This window comes from Polaromonas sp. P1_F2 (assembly GCF_056405735.1).
The window spans coordinates 245,253-260,666 of sequence record NZ_JBFUBN010000001.1 but is presented as its reverse complement, the minus strand read 5'-3'; the positions used below and the strand labels follow the sequence as shown (position 1 = coordinate 260,666).

11 protein-coding genes are annotated in these 15,414 nt (G+C 63.4%); 1 reads left to right on the top strand and 10 read right to left on the bottom strand.

What is annotated here, in order from left to right; translation table 11 throughout:
• Nucleotides 1–31 precede the first annotated feature (31 nt).
• The 10 genes from typA to AC1D0O_RS01225 form a co-directional block, all read right to left on the bottom strand.
• On the bottom strand, nt 32–1,858 hold the full coding sequence (gene typA, locus AC1D0O_RS01270) for a translational GTPase TypA (RefSeq protein ID WP_477651741.1): 1,827 nt from the start codon (nt 1,856–1,858) through the stop codon (nt 32–34).
• A 46-nt stretch (nt 1,859–1,904) separates the two neighbouring features.
• Nucleotides 1,905–2,951, bottom strand: coding sequence for a tRNA pseudouridine(55) synthase TruB (truB, locus tag AC1D0O_RS01265; protein ID WP_477651740.1), 1,047 nt, complete (start codon nt 2,949–2,951; stop codon nt 1,905–1,907).
• Between the two features lie 90 nt (nt 2,952–3,041).
• The gene (gene rbfA / locus AC1D0O_RS01260; RefSeq protein WP_436154760.1) at nt 3,042–3,410 is read right to left on the bottom strand and encodes a 30S ribosome-binding factor RbfA; all 369 of its coding nucleotides are present in this window, start codon (nt 3,408–3,410) and stop codon (nt 3,042–3,044) included.
• A 69-nt stretch (nt 3,411–3,479) separates the two neighbouring features.
• On the bottom strand, nt 3,480–6,383 hold the full coding sequence (gene infB / locus AC1D0O_RS01255; RefSeq protein ID WP_477651739.1) for a translation initiation factor IF-2: 2,904 nt from the start codon (nt 6,381–6,383) through the stop codon (nt 3,480–3,482).
• A 28-nt stretch (nt 6,384–6,411) separates the two neighbouring features.
• Nucleotides 6,412–7,938: a transcription termination factor NusA gene (gene nusA, locus AC1D0O_RS01250; protein WP_436154762.1), complete on the bottom strand. Its 1,527-nt coding sequence runs from the start codon at nt 7,936–7,938 to the stop codon at nt 6,412–6,414.
• A 33-nt stretch (nt 7,939–7,971) separates the two neighbouring features.
• Nucleotides 7,972–8,559 (bottom strand): ribosome maturation factor RimP, encoded by a 588-nt coding sequence (gene rimP / locus AC1D0O_RS01245; RefSeq protein ID WP_477651738.1) that lies wholly within the window; start codon nt 8,557–8,559, stop codon nt 7,972–7,974.
• 382 nt (nt 8,560–8,941) lie between these two features.
• Nucleotides 8,942–10,582: an ABC transporter ATP-binding protein gene (locus tag AC1D0O_RS01240; RefSeq protein WP_477651737.1), complete on the bottom strand. Its 1,641-nt coding sequence runs from the start codon at nt 10,580–10,582 to the stop codon at nt 8,942–8,944.
• Nucleotides 10,582–11,676: an ABC transporter permease gene (locus AC1D0O_RS01235; RefSeq protein WP_477651736.1), complete on the bottom strand. Its 1,095-nt coding sequence runs from the start codon at nt 11,674–11,676 to the stop codon at nt 10,582–10,584. The genes AC1D0O_RS01240 and AC1D0O_RS01235 overlap by 1 nt, the downstream gene beginning before the upstream one ends.
• Complete coding sequence (locus AC1D0O_RS01230) at nt 11,660–12,685, bottom strand: microcin C ABC transporter permease YejB (RefSeq protein ID WP_477651735.1); 1,026 nt, start codon at nt 12,683–12,685, stop codon at nt 11,660–11,662. The genes AC1D0O_RS01235 and AC1D0O_RS01230 overlap by 17 nt, the downstream gene beginning before the upstream one ends.
• A gap of 5 nt (nt 12,686–12,690) precedes the next feature.
• Complete coding sequence (locus tag AC1D0O_RS01225) at nt 12,691–14,508, bottom strand: extracellular solute-binding protein (protein ID WP_477651734.1); 1,818 nt, start codon at nt 14,506–14,508, stop codon at nt 12,691–12,693.
• 96 nt (nt 14,509–14,604) lie between these two features.
• Here AC1D0O_RS01225 and fabI point away from each other — a divergent pair, with 96 nt between their 5' ends.
• Nucleotides 14,605–15,414 (top strand): enoyl-ACP reductase FabI, encoded by an 810-nt coding sequence (gene fabI, locus AC1D0O_RS01220; RefSeq protein WP_477651733.1) that lies wholly within the window; start codon nt 14,605–14,607, stop codon nt 15,412–15,414.

The window sequence follows — 15,414 nt, the reverse complement described above, 5'->3', positions numbered from 1 at the left end:
TGCCGCATCATGCGGCCGGAGTGGCCTTATCTCAAGAACGGCCAGCGCGTTTACGATCGCTTTCTTTCAGGTGGCGCTTGCGCAGGCGGATGGATTTTGGCGTGATTTCGACCAGTTCGTCGTCCTCAATGAATTCCACGCCGTATTCCAGCGTGCATTCAATCGGCGGCGTGATCTTGATCGCGTCTTCCTTGCCGCTGACGCGGAAGTTGGTCAGTTGCTTGGTGCGCGTGGCGTTGACCACCAGGTCGTTGTCGCGGCTGTGGATGCCGACGATCATGCCTTCATACACCGGGTCGTTGGCGCGCACGAACATGCGGCCGCGGTCGTCCAGCTTACCCAGGGCGTAGGTGAAGATTTCACCGTCGTCCATGGAGATCAGCACGCCGTTCTTGCGGCCGCCGATCTCGCCCTTGTGCGCTTCGTAGCTGTCGAAGATGTTGGAGATCAGGCCGGAACCGCGCGTCAGGTTCAGGAACTCGTTGGTGAAGCCGATCAGGCCGCGCGCCGGGATGCGGTACTCGAGGCGCACACGGCCGCGGCCGTCCGGCTCCATGTTCACCAGTTCGCCTTTGCGCTCGCCCAGTGCTTGCATGACGCCGCCCTGGTGCTGGTCTTCGATGTCGGCGGTGACCAGCTCGATAGGCTCGTGCTTTTCACCGTTGACCTCCTTGAACACCACGCGTGGCTTGGAGACGGCCAGTTCATAGCCTTCGCGGCGCATGTTTTCCAGCAGGATGGTCAGGTGCAGTTCGCCGCGGCCCATGACTTCAAAAATACCTTCTTCGTCGGTTTCCTTGACGCGCAGGGCCACGTTGTGCTGCAGCTCTTTCTGCAGGCGGTCCCAGATCTGGCGGCTGGTGACGAACTTGCCTTCACGGCCGGCCAGCGGGCTGGTGTTGACGCAGAAGTTCATGGTCAGCGTCGGCTCGTCCACTTTGAGCATGGGCAGCGGTGCCGGGTTGGTCGGGTCGGTGATGGTCACGCCGATGCCGATGTCGGTAATGCCGTTGATCAGCACGATCTCGCCGGGGCCGGCTTCGGTGGCCTGCACGCGCTCCAGGCCCTGGAAGGTCAGGACCTGGTTGACGCGGCCTTTGACGGCCTTGCCGTCCGGGCCTTCCATGACCACCACGTCCATCATGGGCTTGATGGTGCCCTGGCTGATGCGGCCCACGCCGATGCGGCCGACGAAGGTCGAGAAGTCGAGCGCGGAGATCTGCAGTTGGAGCGGTGCCGCCGGGTCGCCGTTCTGGGACGGGACGTGCTTGAGGATGGTGTTGAACAGGGCCGACATGTCGGGGCCCCACTGTTCGTTGGGAGGGCCTTCCTCGAGCGAGGACCAGCCGTTGATGCCGGAGGCATAGACCACCGGGAAGTCCAGTTGTTCGTCGGTTGCGCCCAGCTTGTCGAACAGGTCGAAGGCGGCGTTGACCACCTTGTCGGGATTGGCGCCGGGTTTGTCGACCTTGTTGACCACCACGATGGGCTTGAGGCCCAGGGCCAGCGCCTTCTTGGTCACGAAGCGCGTTTGGGGCATGGGGCCTTCCTGCGCGTCGATCAGCAGCACCACGCCGTCGACCATGGACAGCGCGCGCTCCACTTCACCGCCGAAGTCGGCGTGGCCCGGGGTGTCGACGATGTTGATGTGCGTGCCTTCCCAGGTCACGGCGCAGTTCTTGGCCAGGATGGTGATGCCGCGTTCTTTTTCGATGGCGTTGTTGTCCATCACGGTGTCGACCACTTTTTCGTGCTCGGCGAAGGTGCCGGACTGGCGCAGCAGCTGATCGACCATGGTGGTTTTGCCATGGTCAACGTGGGCGATGATGGCGATATTGCGGATCTGTTTGTGGCTCATGGTTGGCTTTCTGGGAACTTTAAAACGTCAAAACTGGCAAAAACTGTTAATGATGAACAAGGGCCGCCGCACCCACGGGCGCGGCATGACCGGAACTCTGTGCGGCCGCCAGGATGTCCTGGATCTCGACCGGGCTCAGCAGGCGCTGCGGAATCAATTCGTCGGCCGTGATATGGGCCGAGCCCAGGAAGGCCGGCGCCTCGCCGCCCTGCCCGGCATCCGCCGCGGGACCGTAGACCTGCACCAGCGGCGCATCGGCGCCCCACTGGCCGGGTTGGCCGCGGCGGCGCAGGCCGCTTAAAAACCGCCCTGCATTGTCGGCATCCAATGTGACAGACGGATACGCCGCCACCAGGGTCTGCGGCGGCAGCAGGCAGGCTTCGCGCTCGGGCTCGGTCATGGCTTCCAGGGCCGGCAGGCTCACGCACTGCTGCGTGGTGTAGCCGCCGGTCTCCAGCCGCCTGAGCGAACCCAGGTACGCGCCGCAGCCGATCGCCTCGCCGATGTCTTCGCCCAGCGTGCGGATGTAGGTGCCCTTGCTGCAGCTCACGGTGATCTTGATGGCGGCCGGTGCGCGCGCGTCATGGACCACGGCCATTTCCAGCTTGAAGATGGTGATGTGGCGGGCTTCGCGCTCGACTTCCTGGCCCTTGCGGGCGTATTCGTACAGCGCCTTGCCGTCTTTCTTGAGCGCCGAGTACATGGGCGGCACCTGCGCCAGCGGGCCGGTGAAGCGCGCCGTCAGGTCTTGCAACAGGGCCGGCGTGATCTCGGGCACGGGGCGGGTTTCGATCACGTCGCCTTCGGCGTCCGCGGTGCTGGTTTTGGCGCCCAGCAGCAGCACGGCCTCATAGGTCTTGTTGGCATCGAGCTGGATCTGGCTGAACTTGGTGGCGGCACCAAAGCACAGCGGCAGCACGCCGGTGGCCAATGGGTCCAGCGTGCCGGTGTGGCCGGCCTTGTCGGCGCGCAGCAGCCATTTGGCCTTCTGCAAGGCCTGATTGCTCGACAGGCCCAGCGGCTTGTCGAGCAGCAGCACGCCGTGCACGGGACGTCGCTGGATCTTTTGGCGATGAGAAGAAGTTTGCGTCATAAATTCCGACAGGCTCAGCGCACGGGACAAACCGGGCGCTTCGTTGGCGCCGTTGTCCCTGAACCTGTCATCAAGGGGAACGGCGCGAACTCAGTCGTCTTGGGCGCGGGAAGAGACCGCCTTGGCAATCAAGGCGTTCATGTCGGCCGCGCGTTCGGTCGTGCGGTCGAAATGGAAATGCAGAGTCGGCACAGTGTGCGTCATCAGGCGCTTGAACAGGCCGTTGCGCAGGAAGCCCGCGGCCTGGTTAAGCGCTTCCTCGCACTCCTTCGGGTCGCCGACGAGCACGCTGAAAAACACTTTGGCATGCGCGTAGTCGGCCGTCACCTCGACGGCCTGGACGGTCACCATCCCGACCCGCGGATCTTTCAGTTCGCGCGCGATCAGCTCCGTCAGATCGCGCTGGATCTGGTCGGCAACGCGAAAACCGCGGTTGGGGGTGGTGGATTTCTTGCGCATGTCAAAAAGTGTTGAGGCCTTTGGCGTGAGGCCCGGCAGCCTGGCGGGCTGCGGGCGGATTCACGTGGTTCAGGCTTCCAGCGTTCTGGCCACTTCCCTGATTTCAAAGAACTCCAGGATGTCGCCAACCTGGATGTCGTTGTAGTTCTTGATGTTCAAGCCGCATTCGAAGCCTTCCTTGACTTCCTTGGCGTCGTCCTTGAAGCGCTTGAGCGAGTCGAGTTCACCCGTGAAGATGACCACGTTTTCGCGCAAGAGGCGCAGGCGCGCCGTGCGGCGAACCACACCGGCGGTGACCATACAGCCGGCGATCGAGCCGATCTTGCTGACCTTGAACACCTGGCGAATCTCGGCATTGCCGATGACTTCTTCCTTTTTGTCCGGCGTCAGCATGCCCGACATCGCGGCGCGCAGTTCGTCCACAGCGTCATAAATGATGTTGTAGTAACGAATGTCCACGCCGTTGTTTTCGGCCTGCTTGCGGGCCTGGGCATCGGCGCGGGTGTTGAACCCGATCACCACGGCCTTGGAGGCGATGGCCAGGTTGACGTCCGACTCGGAAATGCCGCCGACGCCGGAGTACACCAGCTGGACCTTGACTTCGTCGGTCGAGAGCTTGAGCAGCGACTGGGCCAGCGCTTCCTGCGAGCCCTGCACGTCTGCCTTGATGATGATGGGCAGCATCTTGACTTCACCGGCGCCGATGTCGGAGAACATGTTCTCCAGTTTGGCGGCCTGTTGCTTGGCCAGCTTGGTGTTGCGGAACTTGCCGGCACGGTAGGTGGAGATTTCACGGGCACGGCGCTCGTCGAGCATGACCATGAATTCGTCACCGGCCTGCGGCACTTCCGTCAAGCCCTGGATTTCCACCGGGATCGACGGACCCGCCGTTTTGATCGGCTTGCCGTTTTCGTCCAGCATGGCGCGCACGCGGCCGTAGGTCGAACCGGCCAGCACCACGTCGCCGGCCTTCAGCGTGCCGGCCTGGATCAGCACGGTCGCGACCGGGCCGCGGCCCTTGTCGAGGCGGGCTTCGATCACCAGGCCCTTGGCCAGCGCATCGACAGGCGCCTTCAGTTCAAGCACTTCGGCCTGCAGCAGCACTTGCTCGAGCAAGGCGTCGACACCGGCGCCGGTATGGGCCGAGACGCCGACAAAAGGAACGTCGCCGCCGAACTCTTCGGGAATCACTTCTTCGGTGACCAGTTCGCCCTTGACGCGTTCCAGGTTGATGCCCGGCTTGTCGATCTTGTTGATCGCCACAACGATGGGAACGCCGGCCGCTTTGGCATGCTTGATGGCTTCCTTGGTCTGCGGCATCACGCCGTCGTCGGCCGCCACCACCAGGATCACGATGTCGGTGGCCTGGGCGCCGCGGGCACGCATGGCGGTGAACGCCTCGTGGCCCGGGGTATCCAGGAAGGACACCATGCCGCGCGGGGTTTCCACGTGGTAGGCGCCGATGTGCTGGGTAATGCCGCCGGCTTCACCGGAGGCCACCTTGGCGCGGCGGATGTAATCGAGCAGCGAGGTCTTGCCGTGGTCGACGTGGCCCATGACGGTCACGACAGGCGCACGCGGCAGCAACTCTGCCTGCTGGCCCTGCACATCTTCATCGGCAAAGGCTTCCGGATCGTCCAGCGACGCCGTGACCGCCTTGTGGCCCATTTCCTCCACCACGATCATGGCGGTGTCCTGGTCCAGCGGCTGGTTGATGGTGACCATCTGGCCAAGCTTCATCAGGTGCTTGATCACCTCGGACGACTTGACGCTCATCTTGTGGGCGAGTTCGGCCACGGTGATGGTTTCAGGCACATGCACTTCGATGACCTTGAACTCGGTCGGCGCCACAAAGGTGGACTCGGGACGTGCCTCGCGGTCGTTGCCGCGGCGGCCGCGCGGGCCACTGCGGAAATTGCCGCGTCCAGGCACGACAGGCGCGCCACGGCTCGGGATGCCCTTCTTCTTGGCGGCGTCGTCCTTCCAGGTCGAAGACAGGTTCTCCGACTTGACTTCCTTCTTGCCGGCGGCGCCCGGCGCGCCCGCGGCTGCGGGAGCGCCCGGCTTGGCGGCTGCGCCCGGCACGGCGGCCGGTTTGTGCAGCGTTCCTTTGATGGCGGCTTTGGGATCGACGTGCGGCACCAGCACGCGCTTGGGCGCGGACATCATGGCGCGAATGCCCGCAGCTTCGGCCTCGGCCTTGCGGCGGCGTTCCTGCAGTTCCTGCGCCTTGGCGGCGTCAGCCTGGAATTCAGCGGTGGCCTTGGCTTTGGCCGTGGCCGCAGCTGCAGCGGCGTCGGCCGCCTTGGTGGCCTGTTCGGCGGCGGCGGTTTCGGCGGCCTTGGTGGCAGCTGCCGTCGGTGCGGCAGCTTCCTTGGCGGCCTTGCCGGTGGCCGGCTTGGCCTTCTTCACGGCTTCGGCGGCAACGGCTTCCGCCTGGGCGGTCTGCTCGGCGGCCAGGCGCTCCTGTTCGCGCGCGGCGTCCTTCGCATCCTGCTCTTCGCGCAGGCGGCGTTTTTCGGCGAGTTCCTGCTCCTGGCGGCGCAGCAGCTCGGCATGGCGGCTGGCTTCTTCCTCGCGGCGGATCAGTTCGGCGTCATCGATGACGGGGGCCGGCGGCGGCGCGGCCACCTCAGGCTGGACTTCTTCGGCGGGCAGGTCCGAGCCGTCGTCGCGTTTGACGAAGGTGCGTTTTTTGCGGACTTCCACCTGGATGGTGCGCGCCTTGCCGGTGGCATCGGCCTGCTTGATTTCGCTGGTGGATTTCTTCACCAGCGTGATTTTTTTGCGCTCGGCCGTGACAGTGCCATGGCTGGCCTGCAAATAGCCCAGGAGCTTTTGCTTGTCCGCCTCGGACAGGGGGTCGCTGGCTTGCGCCTTGGCGACGCCCGCGCTGGTCAATTGCTCGATCAGCGTGGCGGGAGATTTATTGAGTTCAGCTGCGAATTCAGCGACGGTAGTGGTACTGGACATATGTTTTTTTCCTGCAGGCCTTTCATGATCATTGCTCTTGGGCCGCTGCGGGTGCAGGGGTGTCAGCGGCAGCGGGCTCATCGGTAAACCAATGCGCGCGAGCGGTCATGATCAGGGCTTTGGCCTCGTCCGAAGACTGGCCGGTGATATCGGTGAGTTCGTCCACAGCCAGGTCGGCCAGGTCGTCGCGGGTGGTGATGCCCGCTTCGGTCAATTTGGCGATCAGCTCTGGCGTGAGGCCTTCGACGTCGCGCAGGTTCTGCGAAACGCCCTCGGCATTTTCTTCCTTGGCGATTTCCATCGTCAGGAGCGCGTCTTTGGCGCGCGTGCGCAACTCATTGACGGTGTCTTCGTCGAAGGATTCGATCTCGAGCATTTCCTGCAGCGGCACATAGGCCACTTCTTCGAGGCTGGTGAAGCCTTCGGAGATCAGGATGTCGGCGATTTCCTCGTCCACATCGAGCTTTTCCATGAAAAGCTTGCGGCTGGTGTCGGTCTCGCTCGCCTGCTTCTGGGCCGACTCGTCGGCCGTCATGATGTTGATCTTCCAGCCGGTCAGCTCGGCGGCAAGGCGCACGTTCTGGCCGCCGCGGCCGATGGAGATGGCCAGGTTTTCCTCGTCGACGACGACGTCCATGGCATGGCGCTCTTCATCGACCACGATGGACGACACGTTGGCCGGGGCCAGCGCGCCGATGACGAACTGGGCCGGGTCTTCGCTCCACAGCACGATGTCGACGCGTTCGCCGGCGAGTTCGTTGGTCACGCCGTTGACGCGGGTGCCGCGCACGCCGACGCAGGTGCCGATGGGGTCGACACGCTTGTCGTGCGACAGCACGGCGATCTTGGCGCGCGAACCGGGGTCACGGGCGCAGGATTTGATCTCCAGCAGGCCTTGCTCGATTTCAGGCACTTCCTGGCGGAACAGCTCGATCATGTACTCGGGCGCGGTGCGCGAGAGGATGATGGGCGCGCCGCGCAGGGTGGTGTCGACTTCCATGATCATGGCGCGGACGCGGTCGCCGGAGCGCAGGTTTTCCTTGGGGATCATGTCGCCACGGCGCAGGCGCCCTTCGACGCGGCCGGATTCGACGATGATGTCGCCCTTGTCCATGCGCTTGACGGTGCCGACGAAAATCTTGTCGCCGCGCGACATGAAGTCGTTGAGCAGCATTTCGCGCTCGGCGTCGCGGATTTTCTGCAGGATGACCTGTTTGGCCGCTTGCGCGCCGATGCGGCCTATGGGCAGGCTTTCAACCGGCTTTTCGATGTAGTCGCCTTCTTCGATGTCGGCGATTTCGTCGCGTGCGTCGCTCACCAGCTCTTCGGCTTCGGGGTTCTGCAGGCCGGCTTCGTCGGGCACCACCAGCCAGCGGCGGAAGGTCTCGTAATTGCCGCTGTCACGGTCGACGGCCACGCGGATGTCCACTTCGCCCTCGTACACCTTTTTGGTGGCCGAGGCGAGCGCGAGCTCAACGGCGCCGAAAACGACGTCGCGTTCCACATTTTTTTCACGCGAGATGGCATCAACCAACATCAACAGTTCGCGATTCATTTCACAAGCCTGCCTTTCTTCATTTCTTGAAATTTAATTCTCTGTCGAGGAACCGGTACCGGGGGCTGATTTGGGTTTACGGCCCTTGAAGTCCACCACGGGCGCAAGGCGCGCCTGGTGAAGTTCGTCGAGCGTGAAACCCAGCGCCTGCAACGGTGCGGGAATCCTCTTCTTGCTGATCTTCTGGCCGGGTTTGGCGGCGGGCTCGTCACTCCAGACGATCTGCCAGCCGGTTTCGGCACGCTCCAGCGTGCCGCGGAATTTCTTGCGGCTGGCCGCCACCGTCGAACCGGCGCTGGCCGCCACGCCAATCGGCGCCTTCAGCGTGATGTCGACGAGTTCGCCGGCAAAACGCTCAAAATCCTTTTCGCTGCGCAGGGGCCTGTCGATGCCGGGGGAACTGACCTCCAGCCGGGCGTATTCGGCGCCCTCGACTTCCAGCACGAACTGCAGCTGGCGGGTGACTTTTTCGCAGTCTTCGGCATTGATGAACTGTTCGGCGCCCTGGACGTAAGGCATGTCGATCGTGACGCGCAGCAAACCGCCGCCGGTGCGCTCGATCTCGACCAGCTCGTAGCCCAGTCCCGTCACAGTCTGCTCAATCGTCTCTTGCAATGCCATTCAGTCTCTAAAACCCGCTTTAAAAATCGATATTCAAAAACAAACGCCCAAAAAAAATGGGCGGTGAAAACCCGCCCATTTGGTCGTGAAGCTCTTATTGTAACGTGCTGCGCCCTTCGATGCAAACAATTTCCGTGCCTGAAACGAGCGCCGCTGCCGGAAACCTGCTCAAGGCCTCCGGTTCATCTTTTGTTCATTGAGTTATGTATCGCGCTGGCAGGCCTGGACCGCCGGTCGCATGGATCAAAAACAGGGGGTGTTTAAAGGTAGGCGCCGCCCTCCCGATTTTCAATGCCTATTTAATTTTCTTTGAATTTTTCTTTTTAAATCATATAGATTTTTTATTTATCTAAAGTAACTTATCAAGTACTCAAATGCCTCTTTATGCTGCCGTCACAAGGACCCGTGTGTAAGGATGACGCGGTGAATCCAGCACCTCGCCGAGCGAACCGGATTCCAGCACGTCGCCGTCCTTCATCACCATGACCTCATGCGCCATGGCGCGGATAACGTCGACGTCGTGGGTGATCAGCAGATAACTGAGGCCGCGTTCGCGCTGCAGCCTTTGCAGCAGGCCTAGCACCTGCTTCTGGATGGTCACGTCCAGCGCACTGGTCGGCTCGTCCAGCACCAGCAGGCTGGGGTTGACGATGAGCGCCCGGGCAATCGCCAGGCGCTGGCGCTGTCCACCCGAAAACTCGTGTGGGTAGCGCTGCAACAGGCCCGGAAACTGGGCTTCCGTCATGCCGACGTCCGCCAGGGCCTGCAAGGCGCGCTCGCGCCGGCCGGCATCGGGCAGGCCGGGTTCATGCACGCGCAGGCCCTCCTCCACGATGGCTTCGACAGTCATGCGCGGCGACAGCGAGGAAAACGGGTCCTGGAACACCACCTGGACCGCGCGGCGCATGGCCTTGTTGCGCGCGGCCTCCTTGCCCCAGGCCTGGCCGGCCGCCTGCAACTGCCCCGAAAAAGGCAGCAGGCCCAGGCTGGCCAGCGCCAGGGTGGACTTGCCCGAGCCCGATTCGCCGATCACGCCCAGCGTCCTGCCGGCCTGGATCTGGAAACTTGCTTCTTTCACCGCCACAAATTCACCACGCCGGAACCAGCCCCGGATGCCGGGAATCGGCACTGGATAGGCCACACGCAGCCGCTGCGCCGTCATCGTGACGGCGGCATCCGCCGCGGCGCCGGCCGCCGCCAGCCCGTCGCGCTGCGGCTTGCTGTCGATCAGCTTGCGGGTGTAGGGGTGCTGCGGCCGGGCGAACACCTCGGCGACAGCGCCCTGCTCCACGATACGGCCGTTTTCCATCACCGCCACCCGGTCGGCGAACTTGCGCACCAGGTTGAGGTCGTGGGTGATCAGCAGCACGGCCATGCCATTGCGCTGCTGCAGCTCGCCCAGCAGGTCCAGGATCTGGCCGCGCAGGGTGACGTCCAGCGCCGTGGTGGGTTCATCGGCCAGCAGCAGCCGGGGCTGGCAGGCCAGCGCCATGGCGATCATGGCCCGCTGCCGCTGTCCGCCCGAGAGCTGGTGCGGCAAAGCATTGGCGCGGCGCTCGGGTTCCGGAATCCCGGTGTCGGCCAGCAAGGCGATCGCACCCCGCATCGCTTCGGCCCGAGTCTGGCTTTTGTGGACCTGGAGCACTTCGGCAATCTGGTCACCCACGCTGTAGAGCGGGTTGAGCGCCGTCATGGGCTCCTGGAAGATCATCGCGATGTCACGGCCTCGAATCCCGCGCAAGGATGCCTCCGACAGGGACAGCAAATCGACGGGCGCCTTGGGCGGCGCCCCGCTGGCCGTGCGATCGGCCGCATCCACGCCAGTGAAGACGGCTTTCCCCGCCACGGCGGCGTTTTGCGCCAGCCGTAGCAGGCTCAGCGCGGTCACCGTCTTGCCCGAGCCGGACTCGCCCACCAGCGCCAGCTTTTCGCCGGGCGCGATGGAGAAGTCGATGCCGTGGACCACGGACTTGCCCGCAAACGAGATCCGCAGGTTCTGGACGTCGAGCAGCGGTGTTGCCATCAGTCGGCCTTCCGGGGATCCATGGCGTCGCGCAGGGCGTCACCCATGAAGGTGAGCAACAGCAGCGTTATGACCAGCACCGCAAAAGTCGAAAGAGAAATCCACCAGGCGTCAATATTGTTCTTGCCCTGGGACAGCAGTTCGCCGAGTGAAGGCGTGCCTGGCGGCACACCCAGGCCGAGGAAATCGAGAGAGGTCAGCGCCAGGATTGCGCCGCTCATGCGAAACGGCAGGAAGGTCACGACCGGGGTCATGCTATTGGGCAGGATGTGGCGCCACATGATCTGCCAATTACCCACGCCAAGAGCCCTGGCCGCCCGCACGTAGTCCATCTGCCGGTTTCGCAGGAACTCCGCGCGCACGTAGTCGGCCAGATCCATCCAGCCGAACACCGACAACAGGATCAGCAGCAGCGCGATGCTGGGCGCGAAGATGGCACTGAAGATGATGAGCAAATAGAGTGCGGGCATCGCGCTCCAGATCTCGATCAGGCGCTGCATCACCAGGTCGGTCTTACCCGCGAAATACCCCTGTACCGCACCCGCCAGGATGCCCAGCGCCGTGCCGGTCACGGTCAGCGCCAGTCCGAAGAGAACGCTGACGCGAAATCCGTAGATCAGTTGTGCCAGCAGGTCACGCCCCCGGTCATCGGTGCCGAACCAGTTATCGCGCGTGGGCGCGGCCGGACTGGGGGACTTGGCGAAGTAGTTCAGGGTCTTGGGGCCGTAAGGGTTGGGCGCATAGATCGCCCAGTTGCCGCCGCTCGTGATACGGTCGCGGATGAAGGGGTCCAGGTAATCGGCGGGCGCGGGGAAATCACCGCCGAAGGTCTGCTCCGAGTAGTCCTTGACGATGGGGAAATAGATGGCCCCCTCGTAGCGCACGATCAGCGGCCGGTCGTTGGAGATGACTTCGGCGAACAGGCTGAGCACCACCATCGCACTGAAGATCACCAGACTCCAGAAACCCAGCGGGTTGCGGCGAAATCGCCGCCAGGCGCGACGGGCGGGGCTGACGTGGAGCGCCGCCGGACCGCCCCCAGAGGCAACACCCCCCGCAAGCGTGGAGGCGCCAGTGCTAGTCGAATTTGACACGAGGGTCCACCAGTACGTAAGAGAGGTCGCTGATCAGCTTGGTTAAAAGCCCTATCAACGTGAACAGATAAAGGGTTCCAAGCACCACGGGATAGTCGCGCCGGATCACACTCTCGTAGCTGAGCAAGCCCAGGCCATCCAGCGAAAACAGCGTTTCGATCAACAGTGACCCCGTGAAGAACGCCCCGATGAACGCACCGGGAAATCCCGTGATGATGGGAATCAGCGCATTACGAAACACATGCTTCCAAAGCACGCGGTTTTCGGCCAGGCCCTTGGCGCGCGCGGTCAACACATATTGCTTGCGAATCTCCTCCAGGAACGAGTTCTTGGTCAGCATGGCGGTCACCGCGAAACTGCCGAAAACCATGGCCGTCACCGGCAACGTGATGTGCCAGAGGTAGTCCACGATCTTCGCGCCCCAGTTGAGCTCGTCCCAGTTGGGCGACGTAAGCCCGCGCAACGGAAACCACTGCAACTGGCCGCCAAAGATCACCAGCAACACAACGCCCAGCACAAAGCCCGGAATGGCATAACCTACCAGGATCAGCAAGGTGGTGATCAGATCGAACTTGCTCCCCGCCCTCACCGCCTTGGCCACGCCCAAGGGCACGGCCACGCCGTAACTGATGAAAAAAGTCCACAATCCCAAGCTGATGGACACCGGCAGCTTCTCGAGGATCAGCGTCCACACATCCTTGTTCTGGAAAAAGCTCTTGCCTAGATCGAAGCGCGCGAACTGGCCCAGCATCTGCACCAGCCGCTCGTGGGCCGGTTTGTCGAAACCATACAGGGCCTTGATTGCCTCCAGCCGCTTGGGATCCACACCCTGGTTACCACGGTAGCTGGAGCCACCCGACTCCACGCCGCCGAAGCCGCCTTTGGCATCCGACAGATACTGCTCCACCGGTCCGCCAGGCACGAACTGGACGACGGCAAAGGTAATCAGCAGAACGCCCAGCAAAGTGGGGATCATCAGCAGCAGGCGTTTGACGACGTAGGCGAGCATGTTGCTTATTTTCCTTGGGGTGCAGGTTTGGCCCACCAGGCCATCATCACCCAGTCTTCCGCCCCGGCATAGGGCGGCATCGGCGGCTTGAAGCCCAGCCGCCAGCCGTTGTAGGCGACGCGGTGAGACGTCAGCGTCCACTGGGGGATCAGGTAGTGGCTATGCATGATCACACGGTCCAGCGCTCGGCAGGCCGGGATCAGTTCGGCCTTGGTCCTGGCGCTGACCACCGCGGTGACCAGTGCATCCACGGCCGGGCTCTTGACGCCGAAGTAATTGCCCGAACTCTCAGTGTCGGCCGCCTTGCTGCCGAAGATGTCGCTCAGTTGCTGGCCCGGGTCGTGCGTGCCCGGGAAGTTAATGGTCGTGATGTCGAACTCGAATTTGTCCAGCCGCTGCTGGTAGAGCGCGAAGTCAACCGGCGAGAAGCGCAGCGTGATGCCCAGCTTTTCCAGGTTGCGCATCCAGGGCCCAACGGTGCGCATGCCCGTGTCACGGCTGTCCAGGTAGTCGAGCACCATGGCCTCGTCCTTGGCATTGCGCAGCGCGCCGTCGCGGTAGGTCCAACCGGCATCCTTGAGTAGGGCCTGTGCCTTGCGCAGGTTGTTGCGCAACGACTGGCCTTCGCCGGTCGTTTCGGGCGGCTGGTACATGGGCCCGAACACCGCGGCAGGCACTTTGGCGCGCAAGGGTTCCAGCAGAGCCAGCTCGTCCGGTGATGGCTGGCCGGTGGCGGCGCAGTCCGTGTTGCCGAACAGGTCTTTCACGCGCGGATAGCCGTTGTAGAACAACTGCCGGTTCATCCATTCGTAGTCCAGAGCCAGGTCCAGGGCCTCGCGCACACGCGGGTCGGAGAGCATGGGCTTGCGGCTGTTGAGCACATAGCTCTGGAACCCGGACGGCTGGCGGTGCTGGAATTCCTGCTTGACCAATTCGCCCGAATCGAAGCGCTTGCCCGTTACACGGCGTGCCCAGTCGCCGGCCGAGTAAAAGCTCATCATGTCGAACTCGGCCGCCTTCAGGGCCTCCAGCCGCGCGGTGCTGTCCTTGTAGATCTTCACGGTGATGCGATCGAAGTTGTAGCCGCCGCGCCGCACGTTCAAATCGCGGGCCCAGTAGTTGGGATCGCGAACATAGGTGATGTCCTTGCCGAAACGCACCGGGCCTATTTTGTAAGGCCCGCTGCCGATGGGCACGTCCATCACGACGTCGTCGAAGCGCTTGGGCTTGCCGTTCACCACGCCCCATGCGCGGCTGAACACCGGCAGGCCGCCAACCGTCAGGGGCAGTTCGCGGTAGGGCTTCTTGAACCGGTAACGCACCGTGCGCGCGTCGATCACGTCGCAACCCGCCACGTCCTCCAGCGCTGTCTTGTAACCGGGCGAAGTGTAAGGGCCTATCAGCGTATCGTAGCTGTGCTTGACGTCCGCGGCCTCCACCGGCGTCCCGTTATGGAACTTTGCCTGCGGCCGCAGGCGGAACACCACGCTCAGCCTATCGGGCGCGACCTCCACATCCTCGGCCAGCAGGCCATAGCCCGCGGCGGTCTCGTCCATGGAGCCGGCCAGGAGTGAATCGAACATCAACGTCGACAGGTAGGCCGGCGCCGAGCCCTTGATGGTGAAGGGGTTGTATTTGTCGAAGGTCGAATAGCGCAGGTTGCTGACCAGGCGCAGGTCCCCGCCTTTGGGCGCCGCGGGATTGACGTAATCGAAATGGGCAAAGCCGACGGGGTATTTGAGGTCGCCCCAGAGCGCGTAGCCGTGCGCGGCCCACGATGGCAATGAAACTCCCAGCAGGACCCAGACCAGCAAACTTCGCATGCGACAATTCTGCACTACTTGGGTCGGCAAATTTCCGGCGCGCATATCTGGCGCCCCCTGCCCGCCCGCCCTCAGCATATTTACTGGAGCACCTGCATGGCGACACACACCGGATTCCTCACTGGCAAAAAACTGTTGATCACGGGCGTGCTGTCCAACCGCTCCATCGCCTACGGCATCGCCAAGGCCTGCCACGCGCAGGGCGCCGAACTGGCCTTCAGCTACGTGGGCGAGCGCTTCAAGGACCGCATCACGGAATTCGCCGCCGACTTCGACTCGAAGCTGATTTTTGACTGCGACGTCGGCGACGACGCGCAGATCGCCAAGCTGTTCACCGACCTGTCCCAGACCTGGCCGACGTTTGACGGCTTTGTGCACAGCATCGGTTATGCGCCGCGCGAGGCGATCGCCGGTGACTTCCTGGACGGCCTGTCGCGCGAGGGCTTCAAGATCGCCCACGACATCAGCGCCTACAGCTTTCCGGCCATGGCCAAGGCCGCCCTGCCCTACCTGAACAAAAAATCCGCGCTGCTCACGCTGACCTACCTGGGTGCCGTGCGCACCGTTCCCAACTACAACACCATGGGCCTGGCCAAGGCCAGCCTGGAAGCCTCGGTGCGCTACCTGGCCGAGTCGCTGGGCCCCAAGGGCATGCGCGTCAACGGCATCAGCGCCGGCCCCATCAAAACCCTGGCGGCCAGCGGCATCAAGGGCTTCGGCAAGATTTTGAGCGTGGTCGCCGAGGCCTCGCCGATACGCCGCAACGTGACGATTGAGGACGTGGGCAATGTGGCGGCCTTCCTGCTGAGCGACCTGGCCGGCGGCGTGAGCGCTGAGATCACCTATGTCGACGGCGGTTTCAGCCACGTCGTGGGCGGCATCGCCGAGCCCGCCGAAGCGGCCTGA